Origin of the sequence: Planctobacterium marinum (assembly GCF_036322805.1) — a bacterium.
In the GTDB taxonomy this organism is placed as follows: domain Bacteria; phylum Pseudomonadota; class Gammaproteobacteria; order Enterobacterales; family Alteromonadaceae; genus Planctobacterium; species Planctobacterium marinum_A.
Genome location: NZ_AP027272.1, coordinates 137,577 through 159,823, shown reverse-complemented (window position 1 = coordinate 159,823; position 22,247 = coordinate 137,577). Strand labels below are relative to the sequence as shown.

Here is a 22,247-nt window from a genome sequence, read left to right as displayed (position 1 = left end):
CTACCAGCTAAGCAAGTGCAGTGGCTCATGTTCGATTATTTCCAATTTGTGATGTTCTTCTTGCTCCTGAGTTAAATATTCACACGCTAATTTCGGGCGATTTTCTATCGCCATACATGCAGCCATGCCCGCAATTAGCTTTATCTCTGTTTCAGGGGCATTTTGATGAGACGGCGGAATGTACTCTTCAATATCAGCTTTATTAGCAAATATCGTTGCCTTTTCCTTGTGTCTAGAGCAGGCAACATAAGTGTTTGCCCGGTCCATTGAACTGTTGTAATGAATAAAGGTTTGCCCATCGATAGTAAGCCCCTGGCTTGCATAGACTGTTTGCGCGTAGGCTGGCGCTACAAATGCGCGCCCCTGCTCATCACAGTATTCTGACGTGCGTATCTTTACTGTTCGTCCAGAATCAAGCTTAATATACATAACCACTTCGTCAGCTAGGTTGCGTATTACCCTAAGTACCGTTCCAGTATGACCATTCGTTAGATTTTTTTCGTAATCATTCTCGGTCAATCTAATTCGCTCACCAACGGACACATCGAACGATATTGCTTTCTTACTCACAATACCCTTTACAGTGATATCTTCATTGCCAAGTTTACCCAACGATTTTAAATGAATACGGGCAGCTGCATTCAGTTGATGAACTATTTCCCAGCGTTGTGCCATCATAAGATAACCTTTATCAGGATTTTCCTGAATGAACTCCTTCCACGCATCTACCATTAGAACCAGGGTTTCTTCATGGTTTTTACCAAACCGGAGCTGATCACGCTTCGCATACTGATGAAGTGCTTTGTCTGCATAACCATCACGAAAATCAGCAACGGCCTGGCGATCCCAACTTTGTGTTTGCCGCTGAATGGTTTCAATCCGAGTTGTGCCAATCACGTCAGGAGAAGACAGATATTTCAGAACACCGCCATGTTGAATTGCGTCTAATTGCTTGTCTTCACCAACTAACAGCAATTTGAAACCAAGTCGCTTAGCATGTTTCATTAATTCAAGTACCTGAAATGTTCCAAGCTGCCCACTTTCGTCGACGATCAACACCTCATTCTTATGCAATGGTGGCTTACCAGATTCCAGTAACCCAAGTAGACGTGTAACTGTATACCCGGGAATTTCCGCCTGCTCTTCAAGGTTAAGTGCTGCGGCTTTAGTGTTGGCAGCACCGATGACTTTACTACCGAGGCCTTCGTGAATATCGACAACCGTTTTCATCAAAGTTGTTTTTCCCGCGCCTGCGGAGCCTTGAATAATAGACAAACAACAGGGAAGACAGGCTTCAAGAGCCGATTCCTTTTGTTCATCGGTCATCAAAAATGGTTGATCTTCACATGCATCAAGTACGGCTTCAGCTAAAATACTGTATCCAAAACTGGTGGTTCGTAATTGTTTCGCCAATGAAATCATTTCCTGTTCTGCGGCCAACATGTCTTTAGTTGAAAACAACACATTATGTCTTGCATCGATCGCAAGCTGAACGATGTTACTGTCTTCCTTCGCTTCCTGGACGAGCAGTTGTGCCTGATTACCACTGTGACCTGTTTTCATTGCTAACAACGCTGCTTCGCGATACATATCGCATTCTTTAAAAACAGATAAATTTTCAGTCAATCGAGTTAACAACGCTTGTACATCAAACGATTCATTATCGGAATCAAACCCAATTTGAGGCCCTTCCTGGAGTTTCAGCGTAGACACGTCAAATCCATTTTCGACTAATTCACGCTGCCACTTTGAAAACAAAGCGGGGCGGTCAATCTCAGTTTTTTTTGTTCGAGTATATTTGGATAAATCATCACCCAATTTTGATGCGCGAGCACCTGCGCCATATTTATTCATGGCATCTTCAATTTGAATGGAGCGTTTTGAAAATACCTTGCAGATTTCAGGTGATACACCTGTAATGGCGAATGATTTACCGTTATCGGCGATATTAATTTTGTAACCTAAGCGGCTAACTTCCTTGGCCAGTTGACTCTGATAAACAGCAGCGGCCGCAGTACGCCAAGTATAGAGGAAGCGACCAACTATTGATCCCCATGTGCCATCTTCACGCTGTCCAAGGTTCATGATCACAGCATGGGTATGCAGATGCATATCCTGTTCACGGCTTGTGCTGTGCTGGTAAGTGCCGATTACTAGTCCAGAAAGTTTTTCTAGACAAGCTCCGTCTCGCCCCCTTCTGGTGTAAGCTGCTTTTTCTTCCAAAAAAGTTAAAGCAGCCCTAACAGCTGCATCATGAGCATCTTGTATGAGCTGTCGTTCGTCTGGCTCCACGCTTGCCCAAGTAATGGAAACACTTTTGTCAGGACTAAAGACATTGTCATAAGCGGGCACTCTGTTGCTGTTATCGACATTTTGGCAGAGCTTTTCTTTCCCATCAGAACTCAAACCAGCCATCAAATTACTAAAATGTTTTTCGTCAACTATTCCTGTTAAGCCAAGGCTCTCCGCGCCCTCGCCAAACCATCGACCAGGAGGTTCTCCTCCGGTCAGATAATAGTCCTCTGCTGCGAGATCCTCGTAATAGCCAACATTTTTTACCGGTGCAGTTGCGAGCATGTTATTTAGTCCTTTATAAATGGGTTAGTAGATTTGCTAGATAGGCCGCTTGTGGTATGAGAATGGTTATCAGTAGACACGACAGCTGGAACAAAATCAGCGGCGAGTTTAGGTAAATTAGGGTAAGGCCATTTCAATTCGTAAACAGCATTTGTTCCTGCGATGGTCAAATAGCCCTTAATTCCTTTTTTGTCCGGTTTTGAAAGGTGAATTAAGTCTTCAGCAGTTACTACAGGCATATCCTGTTCAGATTGAGTCTCCGATTTTCTTCCAGTGCTATCTGTTGTGACTGAAGTTAATATTACCCGACGTTTTCCTATAGTTTGGCTAGCCACCGCACCAGATTGACCAGCAGCACCGACTCTTAATGCGATAACTGTAAAGAACAAACTCAGAATTGTTTCTGCACTCTTATCACCGTAGATGGACTGTATTTGTGAAATGCTTTGGGTGCCCGCTATTGTGCGCGCGCCCTTCGAGCGACAACGCGATAACCAAATTTCAATACTGTCATTTTTAGGTATTGCGGCCAGTTCATCTAACACCAGCCAAATTCCACGTCTTGAGCTATCAGTTAATGCCAAAACACGATTGGTCAACATTGATAAAGCAGCAGAGAAAAGAGACTGACTCATGCTTCTGTATGCAGGATTGGTTTGCACGATGAGTTTTTTTGGCTCGTCGGCGCTAAACCAACTACTAAAGGAAAAGACTTGGGTGTCTGAATGTTGTACTTCAGATAAGTATTGTATCCAGCTCAGTTGCGAAGATACGACCGCTAAAACACTCGCGCTGGTTTTGTTTTCTGGATCTGCAAACAATGCAGCCTCTGGGAAGTGCTCTTTTAATTCCTGTTGCAACGCACAGGAATCATTAAAAAGTAGGGCATGCAAATCTCCCCAATTCCAAGAGTTGCCCCGCCGAACTAAACACATCAATGCACCGGCGACAACCAGACGCGCGGAGTCTGACCAAAACGGTTCATTTGAAGTCTGGTGAATTACTGAGTTTGCGAAAGTACGAGCAGAGCTAACATCAGTAATATCTGCTGATAAATCCCAGACAACACTTCTTTCGTCTCCTGGACTGAGTAAAGCCACATTTTCATTAAGAAATAGCTCTGTATATTCACGTTTTTCATCGTAAATTAGGACGATCTCGGAACGATTCATTAGCTGGCTTAGCCATGATTTTATGATTGTCGACTTGCCTGATCCCTGCATTCCAAAAACAAACAGATTACCGCACTCATCTTGTTTATTAATTGCAATATCAGGATGTACCAGTAGTCCTTTCGATTCCTTAGTAACATCCAGAGTTCTGTTTGCATGCTTAATTGCCGCGCGGCTAACCAATATTTCAGGCCCTGAAACATGCTTGTAGCGCTCTCGCTTCGACATAAATGGAAACAGTGCTACACCTAAAATAACCGACAGCAGTGCAGATATCATTGCTGCACTTTTCGCGGCATCAATAGTTAGAGCAAGTGAAAGCCTGAGTGGATTGGCATCCGTCATTTTTAGTAAGTAAATGCAAAACACTGGAATGGTAATGAATGCCATGAGGGCAACTGTAAGCTTTGCTAATTTCATTGAGCCCCCCTTTTCCTTTGAGGAGCTCGTTGATTCGTTCTCGAAATTCAAGACGAGCCTTTTCATCGTGATTTGCCACTGTCGTTAACATTGCGAATATTGTGCGGGTAAGCTTGCGCTCAAGATCATAAATTAGCTTCCCCACTATTTTATCAGTGGTTTTGCCTTGAGCTGCTTGCAAGCCGTTAACGACAAGTTTGGAAGCTGCTGATGTATGGGTATCCCCTTGGTCGTTAGCGAGCTCAACCAAGCATGCAAATTCAGCACTGCTAAGTCGAATGCATATACTTTTTTTTGGCGTCCTTACGCATATCAAAGTCTCCACTTATTTCTATTCACGTTGATAGCACTGCTATCTCTTGTTATTTCTGATGTCGGCTGTGTACGAAGGCTAATTTTGCTAGCCACCTTGCTATCCCCTCCAGCTCCCGTGATGCATGAATTTGCGTCGGTATTTGGGGTGGACTAATAGCATCGCAGATGCCAAGTGTGTCGAAAGAATTACTGTTAAATTCTCCTAATCGTTGGTTTGTTTAAGTCAGCTGGTCTCGGTGTTTGGTTGACGTCCATGCGTAATTGAGTTTTTTCCTTTTGAGCTTGTAACCAAGCGATGACATCGGACTTCAGCCACATTCTTTTTCGGCCAACTTGTATACTTGAAGGGATGGTTTGACCTTCATTTCCTCGGGAAAGTTGGTTATATAAACTGGCTGTTGTAGTTCGTAAAAAATCAGCCACTTCATTGGCAAGCATTAGCTCGCCAATGTCAGTGTTTGAATCAATGGTCATAGTGTTTCCTCCTTATGTTTCATGTGGAGGATTGTGTAGAATTGAAAAAACGATTTTGGGACGCCATTTTAAAAAAAAGCGCCACTTTTTTTTGGAGAAACAGATATCAAATGGATAGGTATTTAGACAAAATTCGAACTCAGTATTGGCTAAGTGTGATTTATCACAGCTTAGCCCAGGCTGAAATCCCCTCAATCGAGCGTCAAATAGTTACGTTAGAAAACCGAGTAGCCAACAAAGTCAAAGGAGCAAAAAAAGAGCTTCGCGATGCTACCAATAAAAAGGCTAGATTCTTTGAAAATAAAATGAAGCCAAAAGAGTTTTTAGAAAAGCTCGCATCATATGGAAGTCGGATGCCACAAGGGGATGAGCTCTCACAGAAGGTCTGGAAGGATTACAAAAGTGGTAAAAGGTCAGTAAAGATAGAAACTGTTTCCCAACTTGAAGGATTAGCTCCTGGTAGCAAATCTGCGTTTCAAGATGGCCCATTTAAGCTGTTTAAAATGATGGAGGCTAATTCACTTCGTAATGCCATGCAGGTCATCTCAGAAAGTGTCATTTTGGAATTGGAAGATTCACGATGCAAATGGGAACAAGACCGTAATATGAGTTCAAAAGTCAGACGGTTGTGTGCCGAATTAGATAAACCAAAATACCTTCAACGACCAGATATCCAAATAAAGATAGTACATGACATTTTATCCTTTTCCTCAGCGGATATATTGAAAGAAACTGATTTGATTTTGATCGGGAAGCTTATGGAGTCTCCGGACCAAGCGCCATCATATAAAATGAATTATGATGAACATTTTAAATCTCTGAGCAAAAAGTTGTTTGCTGTCGATATCACGTCATCTGATTATTTTTCTGAATTTCAATTAGCTGTTTTTTACTTAGGTTTGGCTTTTATCCGTTCGAAATATCTGGGCACATCAGTGATGCTTTCAACAGTCTTCCTTAACCCTAAATATTTTAATGTTATTGAGGCATACGGTAACATCTCAACCAAATTATGGAGCATATTGTCTCGTCTAAACTCTCATATTGCGGATGAGATTAAAGTTGCGAAAAGATATCACAATGAAATTCAAGAAAAGCTAATCGCTGTGTTGGACAGTTGAATTCATTCTATTTTGGGACAATACTGGGACACGTTGAGTGATTAGCACAGTTAATTATGGTTATCTGTGGTTAGCTCAATATGACGTGTTTCAAGGGCTGAAAGAGAAAATCGCTTTAAATTCAACCCCCATAAATCACCCTCCGGAGGCAGAGGTCAGAGGTTCGAATCCTCTCGGGTGCGCCATTTTTTAATGGCTTCATACTGTTATTATCTGCCTGAGCTCAGACCAACAAGAAATTTCAATTTTGCAAATTCAGTAAATCTATAAGTTCAATCTGTTTCACTATTCCTACGCCCTCAAATGAAGTCATCCGCAACTGCACGACTTCACTTCCTGCAAGTAATAGCAGTGAGGCATTGCTAATATTCTCGAAGGATTCAATCTTTTCTATTTGCCAAAAAAAGTTCAACTTTTTTCTGGCAATCTCAAGAGTTACAAGCGAAGAAGAAAGTGCTCCAGCATCATAAGGTGCTACAAACAACACGACTTCATGTTCAGGAAGAGGCATTTTCACTAAGAATCGTTTTGATTCAAACTGCCAGGCAAACACCTGATACACGATAAAAACAATGAATAAAAGGATATTTAACGTGAATCCTCTTTTACTGCACAACCAAACACCAAACATTACAACAAAAAGATGGATTGTTTGGTTAACCAGATCGAAAAGCTTAAAGTTGTCCTGGAGATACCAAAAAGAAACCATGCTTTGAGAATACAAAAGTCCTCCCATCACTAACGGTAGCAGTATCAAAGTACTGCCAATAAGCTTCTCTTTCATCGCTTCCTCAATTAATGCGCCCCCTTGTAGATGGATATCACAATTATCTTCAGATCAATAGATAGAAACTAAACTAGCAAGCGCTCGACTCTTTCCGTCAACTTCATAAAAATAAACTTCTTGGGTGAAACCATCATGCGCGACTTCCCAGGTATTACCCATTTCAAAGACTTTGTCCCCAAAATGATTTCTGATGGCTTCTTTAGATTGGCCTTGACGAACCCCAGCGAATTGCCAACCAGCAGAATCACCTCTACTTTCTTTGCTAAGCACACTCTCTATCAGGTGAATATTGGATAATGATTGGTTATCAAACTCTAATACCAGTTGATTATTTATAACCAAGAGTTTTTCCTGATTTTGATTCTGGGCGACTAATATTGGACTCGCCTCAATGTCTTGCTGATGAACGGGTTCATAGGCGGTAATTTTCTCTTTGATCAAATTGTTTAGTTTTTGATATGTATCAGCATTACCGGGCGATTGTTTTACCGGAAGCGTCCAAAGTCGTTTATTTTCAGCTCCAAATCCAAAACCCGTTATCTTATGAGTTTGCAGGTCAGTGGTTTGGTGTTCCTCACTTTCAAACAACAGGTACACCGATTCATTTCCTTCAGTAGAACTGAGACGAACTCGGTCGGAAGACATTTTTTCACCAAGAGGGGTCAATTCGTCACTGGTCAATTCCATCCCCATCCTGAATTCGTCATGTAGCAACCAATCCTGGTCAGCTATTCTCTCATCGAATTCAAACATATTTACGATTTCGGTGGAAAGCCAATGATTCTGGTTGGTTACGTAAACAAGGGATTGCTCTTCAAAGACCAACCATAATCGTCGACCATAAGAGATTACCTTCTGGTCTCCCACTAACAGAAACTCTGAAGTTGGTGTTCCCAGTTTAGCCATGACGTCTTCAAAACTGGCTCCAATTTTCAATCCATAAAAGCTATTGTCAGTGGTTAATTGCATCTGAGAAAGCGCTGGTCGAACAGTTTTTTTGCCACCAATTTTAACAACAGTCTCAATTTTAAATTCTGTTGCTAGCGTTTGCGTTTTAAGCGCCATTTGACGAGTGCCATTTGCATCGTATGGCGTTCTTCTCCGTTTTACATCACCTTGCTCATCACAATGATTAAATAACTGTGCTGTTAGTTGCACATAACCCCGCAGATTACTTTTATTTGCTTGTTCGTGGTCGAAAATGGCTTTGTCTATAATAGCAATACTATCTGCGCCGACTTCTATAGCTCGCTCCCTAACTTTTTCTATAAGAACCAGTGTAGCTTCGTTCAACTCCTTCATTTTTGGATATTCAAACTTACTACCAAGGCGCTGCTTTACCGTGACAGTGTCAATAATCTTGTAATCACAGGCAGGATAATAATCGAGCACTTTCACAGATGGAGCCTGTCCAGCAGCTGACACCACACTGGAAAAAAAACTGATTAACACAAAAATCCGAATCATAACGCTTTCCTTACTAAAATTTATGACCTGACCGAAACTATAGTGGTTAAATGGAACACATGGTCATCCAAATAACTTACCATAACTTATTGATGTGCCAGTCAATCCCATTTTTATCAGGCATGCAACTTTACATATGAAGTCAGAAGAGAGCTACCGTCGATAACCATAAGCCTCTTTCATCGTCACGATAAATTCTATTTGTTGTACTCCCAAAACATCTGAATTCATACTCCGCTAGTAACCAATGTTGGTTTGATTCAAGGTGATCTAAGATGCAATTAGAACAAGGTTTTGTGGTAGCTGAGCCCTTCAGAGATCAGCTCAATTTCCCTTATGGGTTTGGTAAAAGTGGTGACTTTTCCATTAACGAAGCCCGACTCCTGGCAACATTGGGAGCTCGGCTGTCAAAACTTGAGCAAGGCATTGTCGAGCCTCAAAATCAGGTTGAAGAAGCCTTTGTAGACATGTGTATTTCCATGCGTGAGCCCACTACGATTGTGGAGCGTCTGTGGCGCAAATACTTGCGACTTACCACCACTCGCCGCTTTCACACCTTACACGGTTGCAGTCGAGTGCACAGTAAAGATACGGGTCCGACAGAGCTGGTTGAAGAATTATAATACCCAGCCGAGATAATGATCTCGGCTTTTTTATATCAGATTCTCAAAGTCCATCTGGGTGCGCTCTTTGAATTCCTCAAAGATGCGATTTTTGTGTGGGCTATCGTGAGTCTTGACAAAAATTTCTGGTTTGCGGCGGGCATGAAACAAATCCCGTCGCAAATCCTCCAGCGCTTCAAAACCTGCCACACTGTACAACTCTCCCCAACTGGTTTGATAAGCAGTGCGCACCGTTTGCAAATCTGCGACATTGGGCCAACTTTCAAAATTGATTACCGTTAAACAGCGGGTAATGCGGGAAGGTGCCAACAGTTTATTGCGGGGAATATCCGAAATGCGAATAGGTGGAAACATCTCTTCTAGCTGTTTTACAAACTTGATCAAGGACTCTTCTGTAATAGGTTCACAATTGCGAGTTACCAAGATATTGGTGCGGGTATCAATAATGCGGTTAAATACGCACCATAAAACCAGGTCCATCGGGTCGTTGCTTTCCTTGAGCAAGCAGGAGGCCACTTCCTTGTCATCCCAATGATGTATCTCCCCCCGGTAAACTGACCAACGCTTTTTACCCGGAGAACTCAAGTCTAGTTCAGCCTTGATGGTAATATCAGAAAGCAGCAATCCTTCATCAAAGGCCCGTTTCAAATAAACGATCTTGCCGTCTTTTTTAGTGTAGAAAGAATCCAGTTTTCGACCAATAACCGTGGAATCTTCAATTTTAACCAGCTGTTCTTGCTGCTGAATTTTAGACGAAAGACGTCTGTAACAACCGATTAAGAAATTGTGTATCTGCTGGCCCAGAGACGACACCGCCGAGAAATCCCAATTTTTGATATTATCCAGATGTTGTAACTTGCCGGGACTCCATTTCCAGGCCTCCACATACCCTTTTATGATGTCGGTTTTGAAGGTTTGTTCCTGAATCGAATTCGCTCCTGATAGTTTGCACTCACTTTTAATGTAAAGGCACTTTTTCAGCAATTCTACAACATCCTCATTGCCTACCTTGGTATAGTGCTCGAGGAGTTGGTCAAACATCATGGCGTAAGGGTCAACAGAGCGAGGATCTTGATTGAAGCGTTCATAAAAATGAACTCGCTTTTTGAGGATATTACACAAAGGCCGCTCTGTACCGATGTTCTCCAGAAACACCTCAAGTTTGGCCATTTTCAATACAGATTTAAAAGGCGAATCCATGGCCTTGCTGATCTGCCATATTGCGGCACCAAAGATCTCCGCTTTTACCAGTTTTTCAACATTGCCCAGATCCATAAACCACTTGGGGTCAGGCTCAGACCCTGATTGCATAATTTCCCATAGTTTTTTGTACTGTGCATCAGTAGTGGATTCTGGTACTAACCACCAAAAAGGAACTTTGCCTGCAATCATGATATTGGTGGCATAAAATTCTGATTTCAGGAATACCGCCTGTGCCGATCCGGCGCTCTCACCGCTGGCTTCACCGAAGTCATTGTTTTTAACTTTTTCAATCTCTGAAAGAAAAAAGTGCACTTCCATATCGTGCACTTCTTCAGCCCACTGCTCTACCAATATCAGTTTTTGCTGTAGTAGTTTTTTTTCACGGGCACTATACCGAGTGCCGTCAATGCAAACCCAATAATCAAAGTCTGATTTAGTGGATTGCCCTATGGAGCCAATACTGCCCATCAACAGCACCGAATCTATGGCTCGCTTCTTTGGCCAGAAATCGCGAATTTGCTCTTCGATAAGCGTTTGGTTGTCGGGAAATAACTCGATGATAGATTGCTTTAAAACATCTTTGAAGTTGTAGTTGATAAGGCCAAACGGAATATGCTCGTCATCAATAAACCCGGGAAAGTCCTTATGATTGATATGCAATAAAAATGGCAGGACATGAAACAGAGGACGTTTTTTTCGGGCAATAAGGCGATAGCCCGTTCGGTACGTAGTTTATTATACCTGAGCACGGACTTAAGCCGTATTTTAAGATTTTGCTTTACGTTCACCATGGGACCGGAATTCAATCACTCTTCATCACAAGGGTTGTGAGCCCCTCGCGTTAGCTTTTTAAAACGACAAAAGTCGTACCATTTTATTTTATGGTTACCGCTGTGCCTATTAGACTTAGGTGTTAATAATTATCCATCGCTTAATGGGTTTGCGATTCCGTTACCTGTTTGTAGAGCTGTAATGCCTGATCCTTATCATTCTTCGCTTCTTTTACCTTCGCTAGCATCTGCACATCATGTAGGTTGTTGCGCAGTTTTATTGCTTTGTGCAAAACTTTTTCAGCTAACAAGGTATCTCCGCTATTGTAGGACAGTTCCCCCAATGTCGAAAGTAACTCAGCGTCATTTTCATCTTGCTTTAACCAGGCTTCGAGTTTTTGCTTACTCGCCAGGGGTTGGCGCAATTTGAGTTTACGGAATAGCGGTAGAAGCTCTGGAACCATGGAGCGGGATTGAAATTGAACCAGGTATTCTTCGGCTTTTAGATGGTAATTTTGATCAATCAACTGAAGAACAAAGGCGTATTGATTGGATACGTCTTTTTTAGTTTTGCCCGGTAAAGATTGCCAATATTGCAATAAGACTTCCGCCCCCTCTTTACTGGCTTTCTCACTGAGTAGCCCAACACTGGCTTCGCGCTTCCACTGATTAAACTGCGCTTTATCCAATTTCTTCTTGTTACTATCTAATAGTTCATTCACCTGTTGCCAACTACCATCACGAGCCAAGGCTTTGAGTTTAAGCTCCAGTGCCATCTTGTGCTCTGAATCTTGCAGTAACTCAACGGCCGCTTTGGGGTCGTTATGGGTTTGAAAGAACCTGGCCAACAATAAATTAGCGGCCTCTTTGGTTTTCATAAATTTTTGCGCTTGATGCAGCGCTTGCTTTTGTGCCTCTTCATCGTTGCGCTGTGCAGCACAATGAGACAACAGCAGTGGAACAATGCCATTCTCATGATCCAGATTAACTTTCTGCAGATGCTTCTCGGCATTGTCAAAATCCATGGAAAGCAGGGCTATCAAACCCTTTTCATAGTTGAGTTGCTGTCTGTTTTTGCCAAAATCGGCAAACCAGTGCCACGACCAACTGCCCATCGCGGAAAAGGTGCGCAAGACCTTAAATACCAACCACCAGAAAAATGCCACCAGCCCAGCTAAAATCAATGCCGACACCAGGGTCATTTCCACTTTCCAACCAGCAACAGAGATCAATACATAGCCTTTGTTTTCAACCAGTATAGGGCTGAAAATCAAACCAAAAGCTAATAACAGCAGTAAGGCAAAGATGAGGGTGAGGGTCCTTGTCATTGCCCTGCCCCACTATTTACAAGGTATTCCAGAGAAACTAACTTCATTTCGCCATTTTTTGGGAACGTCATCTGCATCAATTGCTCAAGATCTTTCTGCATTAGCTGTGTTGAGATATCACTCTGCTCAAATTGTGCCATCCGGGAGTACGACTGTTCCACCAGCTGTTTGAAGAGCGCTTCGTCAGCCTCTAATAAGGCGTGTCTCATGGCGAGCAAATCATAGCTAAGCGCGTTGCGTGTCAACAGTTGCTCCTGCTGATTGAGATAAGGTGTAATCGGGTTTTCCAGCTTTTCAACCGTAAGGAAGTCATCCACCAAGTTGTGCCAAAGGGTTTTCAAATTCTGCCACCAATCAGCAGGATCACTCGAGGGTTCATTACTCTGTGAAGAAAAATACTGCTCTGGTGCAGGAAATTTTAACGCGGGCACTTTATCGAGCATGCCACCAATTAAAAACGCCTTGTCGAATCTATCATGCGGACGGAATTCCCTGAGGTTGCGGATGTCTTGCGCGATACGCTCCCTGAGAGATGTATTATTCAAGTCTTCTTGCTGGGCAAGTTGCTTATCAGCTTCTTGCAACAGATGAATGGCGCTATTCACCTGCTTTTCCACATTCAATTTGCGCGCTGCCATGCGCACCAGGTAAGCCACTTCAGCCATATCCAGGTCTTGCTCTGCACCAGTTAATTGTTGCGTCACTTCTTCCTGTAATTGGCGAAACTCACTGTTGAGTCGTTGCTCAGACTCCTTGATAGTGGAGATTCTCTGACTCAATTCTATTTGTAAATTGCGTGCTAAATTATCTAACTGTGTATTCAACGACTGAGTTAGCGCTTGCTCCTGTTCTGTATGCTTAACTAACTGCTGCTCTTGCCACCCTTGCCAATAATGCCAACCCCAAAATCCCGCAGCAATGGCGGCAAGCATAATAACCGTGTTGAGTCCCACTAAAAAACCAATCAAGGGATTAGTGCGACGTTTGGTTTTGGTTGGTTCAATTTTCTGGGTACGATTCAGTTTTCGCTGAGACTTGCGATGCACACTACTGCCAACGGAACTGGCGCTGTGCTCTGTATCAGTGGCGGCAGAAGCCTCAACTTTATCTGCGGCTTTGGCTTGTGGTTTGTCGTCCTTTGATTCAGACGTATCATTATTATGTTTTGCATCAGTCATGCACTTTTCCTGTCCTGCAATACCGCAAGATAACGATCTGCTGTAGCCCCTTCGGCCACGGTTACTCGGTTCAGCCCTAACTGCTGAGCACGCAGCGCGACTCTTTCACTGGGCACTATTATCTGTTTCAGAGGCAAGCTATCAGGCCACCATGTTATTGCGATGTCCAATAAATCTTTACTTCCGATGATAGCAGTATTCGCCTGATTCACCTCTATTGATTTTAGTATTTGTGCTCGCTGGCTGGTATTTTCCAGTCTCTGATAGAGATTTAATTGCGTTAAACGAGCCCCTTTCTGAGTTAGGTAATTCATCAAACTATCGCGCCCGCCTGCCCCTTTGATAAAGGTAATGCGGGTTCCGCTACTAATCTTCTCTCGCAAGCACTGCCACAAGCCTTCACTGGTCTCAAGTGCTGGCGAGTTAACCTCACCGAGATAACAGGCTAGTTTATTGGCCGTTTGTTTACCCACTGCCCACACCTCTGCCTGATGGTTCAGCTGCCCCTGATAATAATACAACTGCTTAACCGCATTTTGGCTGAGACAGATAATAATGTCACTGTTAGCTAAACAATGTTGCACATAAGCTGGGGGATAAAAAAGAGGGTGGATCGTCATGACAGGTGCCACAATCAGTGAAAAACCCGCCCGGTTAAACTGTTCAGCAAACTCGGCATTGACTTGAGCTTTAATGACAAGAACAGATTGAGACATAATAATTTAATGCAGCGCAGCCAAAAGTTCAGCCGCTCCTTGCGATAATAATTGCTCGGCGACGGCAACGCCCAGTTGTTCAGCATTGGTGCCTGAAGCATCTGCAAACAGAACCTGCTCACCTGATGGACTTCCGACTAATCCTTTCAATTGAATTTCTCCATCAACGAATTGTGCATGTCCGGCTATCGGTACCTGGCATCCACCTTCAAGACGATTATTCATGGCGCGCTCAGCCCCAACCAAGGTGGCGGTTGCGCTATGGTTTAACGGAGCCAGTAAAGCAATGAGTTCTTTGTCGTCATTGCGGCATTCTATACCGACTGCCCCTTGGCCTACCGCAGGTAGACTCACCTCAAAAGGTAAAGATTGCTGAATTCGCTGTGACATGCCAAGTCTAATCAAGCCAGCACTCGCTAAAATGATGGCATCGTAGTGGCCGTCATCAAGCTTTTGCAGTCGCGTATTCACATTACCACGTAGATCTTTAATGCTAAGGTCAGGTCTGAACTGTCGCAACTGACATTGTCTTCGCAGACTTGAGGTCCCCACCACTGCGCCTTTCGGTAAAACATCCAGACTTTTATAGTTATTGGACACCAACGCATCGCTGGGATCTTCTCGCTCACAAATGGCGTGGATATCAAAACCTTCGGGAAAAGCCATTGGCACATCTTTCATAGAATGGACAGCAATATCAGCTCTGCCCTCCATCATGGCAATTTCCAGCTCTTTAATGAACAAGCCTTTGCCGCCCACTTTGGAAAGTGGCGAGTCTAATATTTGATCTCCTTTGGTCACCATAGGCAGCAATTCTACCTGCAAGCCAGGGTGTGCTGTTTCCAGCAGCATTTTTACGTTTTCTGCTTGCCACAGAGCTAAAGCGCTTTTTCGAGTGGCAATCTTAATTACTCTTTCCAATGTCGATTCCGTTTCAAACTACAAACACCACATTAGTTTATCACTCATAAAAAGGCTATGTGGTAGAAAATCATCACAAAGACTCTACATAACGCAAGCTATCTCCCAGATGCACTTCACCGGGCGAAATTACTCTGGCTAAAATGCCACCGTGTCCTCGCATGAGGTTATAGCCACCTTGACCCAGCGCTTCCTCCATCCGAGAACAGGGATGACAAAGACCAGACATCTCTAAAAGCGCGGTTCCCAAATAAAAACGAGCGTTCTTGAGTGCCAACAGGTTGATTCCTGAAACAACGATATTACGCCGAAAAAGCTCGGGAGCCAGGCGAGATTTACCCAACATTTGAGCTACAGCACTGATATGCTCAGCCTGAATGATGCTGACTTGACGTCGACTTTTTTCTGAACCTTTAAAACGATCTCGGCACAATCCTTTACCAGGCTCAAGGTAATCGTGGTCAAGCGCTACCATCGGGACTTTTCTCTGTGGCCTGATCCCTATCCAGTCTACCTGCCCATGAGTGTGAAATTGTTGTTGCAATTCCGCGATTGTCTGTTTCATTTTTCGCTTAACTCTGACCTATCTGTTATACTTCGCCGCCTTCGTCATAGGCGAACTTAGCTGGGTATCTGGTAGTGATATAAGTATCAAAACATTTTACACTTTGCTTACTAAAATCCCGCCAAACACAAACAGGACATCGCGTCTGATTGCAGTGTAGATACCCTTCTTGAACTATGTAATACAAGTTATTCATTCTAATCATAGAACAGCAGGACTACTAACATGAAAATACTGGTTGTGGGTGCAGGCGGCAGAGAACACGCTCTCTCATATAAAGTAGCGCAATCTTCGAAAGTTGAAACTGTATTTGTGGCACCAGGCAATGCAGGCACCGCGCAAGAAGCAAAATGTCAAAACGTCGATATTGCAGCAGAGGATATTCATGCCTTACTGGCTTTTGCCCAGGAAAACCAGATTGACATGACAATTGTCGGTCCTGAAGCCCCTCTTGTTTTAGGTATCACCGACCTGTTTGAACAACAAGGATTGAAGATTTTCGGTCCCCGTAAAGCAGCAGCGCAGCTTGAAGGCTCAAAATCTTTTAGTAAAGATTTCCTTGCTCGACACGCCATTCCTACAGCAGCATATGCTGTGTTCGAAGAAATTGAACCCGCTATCGCTTATGTTAAAGCGCAAGGTGCCCCTATAGTAGTAAAAGCCGACGGGCTTGCTGCCGGTAAAGGCGTTATTGTGGCGGAAACAGAAGAGCAAGCCATCAATGCCATACAGGATATGCTGGCTGACAATAAATTTGGCGATGCTGGCTCGCGAGTTGTGATAGAAGAATTCCTTGAAGGCGAAGAAGCAAGCTTCATCGTCATGGCCGATGGCACGACAGCGCTTCCTTTTGCCACCAGCCAAGACCACAAACGCGTTGGAGAAGGTGATACGGGTTTAAACACCGGCGGTATGGGGGCCTACTCGCCTGCTCCTGTCGTTACCGATGAAATTCACAAACGCATCATGGATGAAGTGATTAATCCAACCATGAAAGGCATGTTCGAAGATGGTATGCCTTACACCGGTTTCTTATATGCCGGCTTAATGATCACTAAAGAGGGAGCTCCAAAAGTCATCGAGTTTAACTGTCGATTTGGTGATCCAGAGACACAACCTATTATGCTACGTCTTGAATCTGATTTAGTGGAGTTAGTGACGGCTGCTCTTCATTCCAACCTACACAACACTGAAATCAGCTTTACACAACAAGCTGCAGTAGGTGTTGTATTGGCAGCCGGAGGCTATCCAGAAGCCTATCAAAAAGGGCTTGAGATCACCGGTTTTGAACAAGCAGAATTATTGCAGGGCAAAATATTTCACGCAGGCACCAAAACATCAGGTGAGTGTATACTTACTAACGGAGGGCGTGTTTTATGTGCTACAGCACTCGGTAATTCTGTAACAGACGCCCAAAAAGCAGCCTATCAACTTGTTGATTGCATTAATTGGGAAGATATTTACTATCGCAACGACATTGCATGGCGTGCGATAGCAAGAGAAGCGTAACCGAACAGCATTTTACAATCAACTTATTGAATTTTAGCCACAGATTACTGCTTTTTTTAAGCATTTTAAAGGCAAGATGGTTTCCAACAGATAAAAATCCAGGCATTGCCCTGGATTTTTTATATCCTCGATAAAAACACCATAAACCCATGTTTCTATTGAGTATTTCATCCGCAATCAGAGCATTTTTTAATAATTTTTACGATTTTCTATCACTGTAAGTAGAATGAGTTCACAAGCAGCCCATGTTTGTAAACACTTACACATCATAAGGCAACTATTTAATTGATGTTTTTTCAATCAAAATCAACTTTTTAGCATTTCTGATAATACAGAAAATGGAAATTACAAAAACAAAAATCATTACTTTTAAATGAAAGTGATAATATACAACACTAACCAGATGAAAGTTCTCTTTTTATTTTTACAGAACAGCATACCGCAAAAACAGCTTTGCAATTTAACAGCAAAATCTACCACTTTAGAGACATTTTATCGAATGATAGAAACACAAAAATCATTAAAAAAAATATTCACCAATATCAAAAAAGCAAAAAATGGACTAAAAAAGTTTAGATATTGCCAGAGCAATCAACCCCTCCCAGCAAGTACTTACTATCCTAATTAATCCATATTAATAGGGGTTTATTATTTTTTTATCGAGAATTTACCCCGAAAAACAAAAAAGCTCCTTTTCAGGAGCTTTCTATGAGTGTGATTTAATGATGTTATTAAACGGTTTAAACGCCGATATCTTCATTCCAGAGTTCTGGCTTAGCAGCAATAAAATCATCCATCAGTTTGCTACAGCGAGCATCGTCAACTACAACGACTTCCACGCCTCGACTCTTTAATAGTTCTTCTTCGCCCATGAAGGTTTTGTTCTCACCAATGACCACCTTAGGAATGCCGTAAAGTAAGATTGCGCCGGTACACATAGAACATGGCGATAACGTTGTATACAAAATACTGTTTTGATAAACACTTGCGGGTTGTCGGCCAGCGTTTTCCAATGCGTCCATTTCGCCGTGTAATGTACAGCTGCCTTTCTGAACTCGCTGATTATGACCACGACCTATAATTTCGCCACTGTGCACGATTACTGAACCTATCGGGATACCGCCATTAGCCAATCCTTTCTCGGCTTCTTGTATCGCCGCATCCATAAATTTGTCCATTGAATACCTCTTCTTCATTCCAAATACAAATCACTTAAGTCTAACCTGTTCTGCTCAATAAGTGTTTGCAAAAAAACTAAAATACTCTTCACATCATACAATGCATTGTGTTTGTGGCCGACAAGAGGCTTGTCAACTTTTGCCGCTAAATCGCCACTTATCAACTGTGTGAATGGTAGCCCCTTGCTCTTAATACAGGTCTTCAAATCTATGAATGAATCTTCGCGGTAAAGCCATTGTTTTTGATTAAAATGATGGTTTTCCTTTAGCACTTTGACATCCGGTCCCCACGAATAACAGGGCAATGTTCCGTTCTCGATAAACTCGTGAAATAGCTCAGCACAGGAAGGATAATCCACACCGTGATCCTCAACTACTTGCTGCCTGATGCCGGTTAACTCCTGTATGTATTCACTTAGATTCGGATTAATGGTGGGCTTAACCAATACATTAAATGATGCCACAGCAGACAACCGTTTCTGTTGTACCTTTATTTTCAGCGCGGCCAGTTGAATAATTTCCCGAGCCTCCCCTTGCCGTGACCAGTTGTGCTCTCTTGATCCGGGCCACGCAGTGAATTCAGTGTCAAAAATTACAAGGCTGCTCATGCTGATTTTGTTGTGAATAAGTTTCTTTAGTTATAGCAAATGCGTCCAAAATTGATATGAATAAATTTGTCCAGCGCTTGACCTGAACTACACAAATGCCTATAACAATGACTCAATAACTAACTAGAGTGCGCTCTAGACTATTATGTCAGTCAAACATCCAATTGTTGCCATAACGGGTTCTTCCGGTGCAGGCACTACTACTACCACCAATGCTGTAAGGCACATCTTCCGCAACCTGAGTATTAACGCCGCGATGGTATCCGGCGATAGTTATCACCGATTTACTCGTCCAGAGATGGAAGTCGAGATAAGAAAAGCACAGGAACAAGGTAGACACATTAGCTATTTTGGTCCAAAAGCCAATGACTTCGAAATGCTGGCTGAAACTTTTCGGCAGTACGGCGAAAGCGGCCAGGGAAAGAGTCGGCAATATCTGCACACTTTCGATGATGCTGTGCCATTTAATCAAATGCCTGGTACCTTCACCCCTTGGCAAGACTTACCAGAAAATACCGACTGCCTATTCTATGAGGGTTTACATGGCGGCGTCGTAACAGAAGAAATCAATGTGGCCAAGCACGTAGATTTACTGGTGGGAATGGTACCGATAGTCAATCTGGAATGGATCCAGAAGATCGTACGGGACACATCAGAACGGGGTCATAGTCGAGAAGCTGTAATGGGCAGTATTGTGCGCAGCATGGAAGATTACTTCCGCTTTATCACCCCGCAATTTAGCCAGACACATATAAACTTTCAGCGGGTACCCACTGTAGACACTTCCAACCCATTCAGTCACCGTACTATTCCATCCTCTGATGAAAGTTTCGTGGTAGTGCGATTCCGAAGAGAGATGAAGAATGTAGACTTTCCATTCTTGTTACAAATGATTGATGGTGCATTCATGTCTCAAATAAACACCCTCGTTGTACCTGGTGGTAAAATGGGATTGGCGATGGAATTAATTTTAACGCCACTCATTGAAGAAATAATGGACAAAAAGCGTCGTTCCAGCTTTCAAATGGATTGGGTTGCCGACAGTTAAACGCCTACATCATTGTTACATTTTAAGTGAACAGCATTCATTAGGCCGCTATTGAAACATTCGGAAACACTTTGAGGCACCTGCTTACATTCTGCACGGTTTATTTTCCGTTCTTATCCTCTATATTAGATGGTGAATGAAAACATAATCTGGTGGAACCGTTATGGGACAAGAAACCCCCAAAATTTTGGTAGTAGATGATGATATGCGCTTGCGTAGTTTGCTGGAGCGCTACCTGGTAGAACAAGGCTATCAGGTTCGCAGTGCTGCCAACGCAGAACAAATGGATCGTCTCCTTGAGCGCGAAAATTTCCACCTGATGGTCTTGGATTTAATGCTGCCGGGTGAAGATGGTCTGTCTATCTGCCGACGTTTGCGCCAGAAAGAAAACAAATTGCCTATCGTCATGTTAACGGCTAAGGGCGATGAAGTTGACCGTATTATTGGCTTGGAAATGGGTGCCGATGATTACCTACCCAAACCCTTTAACCCAAGAGAGCTGCTGGCGCGCATTAAAGCAGTATTAAGACGCAATGCCAGTGAAGCCCCGGGTGCACCATCAAGAGAAGAACAGATTGTAAGTTTCGGACAGTACAGTTTAAATCTCGGTACCCGAGAAATGCTGGCTGATGGCGAACCCATTACACTTACCAGCGGCGAATTTGCGGTATTAAAAGCGTTAGTGACCCATCCCAGGGAGCCATTATCTCGAGATAAATTAATGAACTTGGCACGTGGCCGAGATTACAGTGCACTAGAGCGCAGTATTGATGTACAGGTATCACGCTTGCGCAGAATGCTGGAGGAAGACCCGGCCAATCCCCGTTATATACAAACCGTATGGGGCTTAGGCTACGTATTTGTGCCAGATGGTGACAGTGTCGCCGCAGCTTCTAATCAATAATCAGAGCCGGAATGCGTAAAGCATTCCGGGTATTTCCTTTATGCGCATAAAACCCCAAAGCGCCTTCGGGCAAACGGTGCTGCTCATCGGCGTGCTGCTGTTAATCAATCAGGTGGTTTCTTATCTATCAGCAACTTATTACTTCATTGGCCCCAGCTATAAACAGATAAACAGCTTATTGGCGACCCAGATAAAGGTCTTGTTTATTGATGGCATGGATCACCGCGATCCGATCTTTCACCAACGTTTTTTTGAAGCCACGGGGATACGCATCTACAGTGAAGCTCGGGCACTGGAAAACGGCTTAGCTGACGCCACTTACTATCAGTTTTTTACCCGTGAAATGTCACAAGAGTTGGGTGGCCCCGCAGAAGTCAGGGTAAACGTAAAAGAAGATGGCCAGAATGTATTTTGGATCAGGCCACCACAAGCGCCCAATTTCTGGATAACAGTCCCCCTGAGCAGTGTTAACGATCCAAACATCTCGCCATTGACCTTCTTTTTAATGGTTATTGGGGTGCTCAGTGTCGCCGGAGGCTGGCTATTTGTCAGGCGTCTCAATCGCCCACTATTAGCACTGCAAAGGGCCGCTATAAAAGTCGGGAAGGGTGACATTCCTCCCCCTCTCGCTGAAGAAGGTTCCACCGAGATAGTGTCGGTTACCCGCGCCTTTAATCAGATGGCCAAAGGGATTAAACAATTAGAGGATGACCGGGCACTGTTAACCGCAGGTATCTCACACGATCTGAGAACGCCATTAACGCGAATTCGCATCGCGACAGAGATGCTGCCACAGGATCAAGATTGGATTTCTGAAGGCATCATTCACGATATCGAAGATATGAATGACATAATAGATCAGTTTATCGATTACGTTCGCCACGACAAGGGCGAGAAACGCGAGCTAACCGACGTAAATGAGCTTATCAATGATGCTGTGCTGGCGAGAAACATCGAAGAACACCACAATATCCAACTGCAGCTTACAGCGATTCCGCAAATTCTGGTGCGCAAAGTAGCTATTAAACGCGTGTTAGACAATCTCATCGAAAACGCCTTTCGTTACGGCAGCGACAATATTTTGCTCAGTTCAGAGTACGACAAAAAAGCCCACATTGTGCGCTTCTCTGTCAGGGATTACGGCAAAGGTATACCAGAAGACGAAATCGAAGATTTGTTCCAACCTTTCAAGCAAGGTGATAAGGCCCGCGGATCTACCGGGTCTGGACTGGGATTGGCCATCATCAAGCGCATAGTGGACATGCATGGTGGTACTGTACAATTGAAGAATCATCCTGAAGGTGGATTACTGGCAACCGTCACCCTTTCCACCAAAAAGTAACCTAAGAAAAACAGCTCATCT

The 22,247-nt window shown here is 43.4% G+C and carries 19 protein-coding genes; 6 read left to right on the top strand and 13 right to left on the bottom strand.

Going from position 1 to position 22,247, the window contains the following annotated elements; translation table 11 throughout:
• The 3 genes from mobF to AABA75_RS00730 form a co-directional block, all read right to left on the bottom strand.
• Window positions 1–2,577, bottom strand: coding sequence for a MobF family relaxase (mobF, locus tag AABA75_RS00740; RefSeq protein WP_338290414.1), 2,577 nt, complete (start codon window positions 2,575–2,577; stop codon window positions 1–3).
• A gap of 5 nt (window positions 2,578–2,582) precedes the next feature.
• Complete coding sequence (locus tag AABA75_RS00735; protein ID WP_338290413.1) at window positions 2,583–4,169, bottom strand: type IV secretion system DNA-binding domain-containing protein; 1,587 nt, start codon at window positions 4,167–4,169, stop codon at window positions 2,583–2,585.
• A gap of 507 nt (window positions 4,170–4,676) precedes the next feature.
• The gene (locus AABA75_RS00730) at window positions 4,677–4,958 is read right to left on the bottom strand and encodes a helix-turn-helix transcriptional regulator (protein ID WP_338290412.1); all 282 of its coding nucleotides are present in this window, start codon (window positions 4,956–4,958) and stop codon (window positions 4,677–4,679) included.
• 41 nt (window positions 4,959–4,999) lie between these two features.
• Here AABA75_RS00730 and AABA75_RS00725 point away from each other — a divergent pair, with 41 nt between their 5' ends.
• Window positions 5,000–6,079 carry a hypothetical protein gene (locus AABA75_RS00725; RefSeq protein ID WP_338290410.1) on the top strand — a complete coding sequence of 360 codons (1,080 nt, stop codon included), beginning with the start codon at window positions 5,000–5,002 and terminating at the stop codon, window positions 6,077–6,079.
• A gap of 241 nt (window positions 6,080–6,320) precedes the next feature.
• Here the strand turns inward: AABA75_RS00725 and AABA75_RS00720 are convergent, their stop codons facing one another.
• Both AABA75_RS00720 and AABA75_RS00715 read right to left on the bottom strand, forming a co-directional pair.
• Window positions 6,321–6,863: a hypothetical protein gene (locus AABA75_RS00720; protein WP_338290409.1), complete on the bottom strand. Its 543-nt coding sequence runs from the start codon at window positions 6,861–6,863 to the stop codon at window positions 6,321–6,323.
• A gap of 54 nt (window positions 6,864–6,917) precedes the next feature.
• On the bottom strand, window positions 6,918–8,333 hold the full coding sequence (locus tag AABA75_RS00715) for a hypothetical protein (protein ID WP_338290408.1): 1,416 nt from the start codon (window positions 8,331–8,333) through the stop codon (window positions 6,918–6,920).
• Window positions 8,334–8,608: 275 nt separating this feature from the next.
• Between AABA75_RS00715 and maoP the strand changes: the two genes are divergently transcribed.
• Complete coding sequence (gene maoP, locus AABA75_RS00710) at window positions 8,609–8,956, top strand: DUF413 domain-containing protein (protein ID WP_338290407.1); 348 nt, start codon at window positions 8,609–8,611, stop codon at window positions 8,954–8,956.
• A 30-nt stretch (window positions 8,957–8,986) separates the two neighbouring features.
• Here the strand turns inward: maoP and AABA75_RS00705 are convergent, their stop codons facing one another.
• From AABA75_RS00705 to AABA75_RS00680, 6 genes are all read right to left on the bottom strand, one after another.
• On the bottom strand, window positions 8,987–10,819 hold the full coding sequence (locus AABA75_RS00705; RefSeq protein ID WP_425325556.1) for a class I adenylate cyclase: 1,833 nt from the start codon (window positions 10,817–10,819) through the stop codon (window positions 8,987–8,989).
• Between the two features lie 271 nt (window positions 10,820–11,090).
• Window positions 11,091–12,257 carry a heme biosynthesis HemY N-terminal domain-containing protein gene (locus tag AABA75_RS00700; RefSeq protein WP_338290405.1) on the bottom strand — a complete coding sequence of 389 codons (1,167 nt, stop codon included), beginning with the start codon at window positions 12,255–12,257 and terminating at the stop codon, window positions 11,091–11,093.
• Window positions 12,254–13,435 (bottom strand): uroporphyrinogen-III C-methyltransferase, encoded by a 1,182-nt coding sequence (locus tag AABA75_RS00695; RefSeq protein ID WP_338290403.1) that lies wholly within the window; start codon window positions 13,433–13,435, stop codon window positions 12,254–12,256. The genes AABA75_RS00700 and AABA75_RS00695 overlap by 4 nt, the downstream gene beginning before the upstream one ends.
• Window positions 13,432–14,151 carry a uroporphyrinogen-III synthase gene (locus AABA75_RS00690; RefSeq protein ID WP_338290402.1) on the bottom strand — a complete coding sequence of 240 codons (720 nt, stop codon included), beginning with the start codon at window positions 14,149–14,151 and terminating at the stop codon, window positions 13,432–13,434. Before AABA75_RS00690 ends, AABA75_RS00695 begins: the two co-directional genes overlap by 4 nt.
• A 6-nt stretch (window positions 14,152–14,157) precedes the next feature.
• Window positions 14,158–15,072 carry a hydroxymethylbilane synthase gene (gene hemC / locus AABA75_RS00685; protein ID WP_338290401.1) on the bottom strand — a complete coding sequence of 305 codons (915 nt, stop codon included), beginning with the start codon at window positions 15,070–15,072 and terminating at the stop codon, window positions 14,158–14,160.
• Between the two features lie 73 nt (window positions 15,073–15,145).
• Entirely contained in the window at window positions 15,146–15,637 is a 492-nt protein-coding gene (locus AABA75_RS00680; protein WP_338290400.1) for an MOSC domain-containing protein, read from the bottom strand.
• A 225-nt stretch (window positions 15,638–15,862) separates the two neighbouring features.
• Between AABA75_RS00680 and purD the strand changes: the two genes are divergently transcribed.
• On the top strand, window positions 15,863–17,146 hold the full coding sequence (gene purD, locus AABA75_RS00675) for a phosphoribosylamine--glycine ligase (protein WP_338290399.1): 1,284 nt from the start codon (window positions 15,863–15,865) through the stop codon (window positions 17,144–17,146).
• A gap of 740 nt (window positions 17,147–17,886) precedes the next feature.
• On the opposite strand, the gene AABA75_RS00670 is transcribed toward purD, so the two are convergent.
• A complete protein-coding gene (locus tag AABA75_RS00670) occupies window positions 17,887–18,324 on the bottom strand; it encodes a nucleoside deaminase (RefSeq protein ID WP_338290398.1) in 438 nt (145 codons plus the stop codon).
• A 14-nt stretch (window positions 18,325–18,338) separates the two neighbouring features.
• Window positions 18,339–18,932: a 3'-5' exonuclease gene (locus AABA75_RS00665; protein ID WP_338290396.1), complete on the bottom strand. Its 594-nt coding sequence runs from the start codon at window positions 18,930–18,932 to the stop codon at window positions 18,339–18,341.
• A 145-nt stretch (window positions 18,933–19,077) separates the two neighbouring features.
• Between AABA75_RS00665 and AABA75_RS00660 the strand changes: the two genes are divergently transcribed.
• From AABA75_RS00660 to envZ, 3 genes are all read left to right on the top strand, one after another.
• On the top strand, window positions 19,078–19,980 hold the full coding sequence (locus tag AABA75_RS00660; RefSeq protein WP_338290394.1) for a phosphoribulokinase: 903 nt from the start codon (window positions 19,078–19,080) through the stop codon (window positions 19,978–19,980).
• 163 nt (window positions 19,981–20,143) lie between these two features.
• A complete protein-coding gene (gene ompR, locus AABA75_RS00655; protein ID WP_338290393.1) occupies window positions 20,144–20,884 on the top strand; it encodes a two-component system response regulator OmpR in 741 nt (246 codons plus the stop codon).
• A 40-nt stretch (window positions 20,885–20,924) separates the two neighbouring features.
• Window positions 20,925–22,226: a two-component system sensor histidine kinase EnvZ gene (gene envZ, locus AABA75_RS00650; protein ID WP_338290392.1), complete on the top strand. Its 1,302-nt coding sequence runs from the start codon at window positions 20,925–20,927 to the stop codon at window positions 22,224–22,226.
• Window positions 22,227–22,247: the final 21 nt, after the last annotated feature.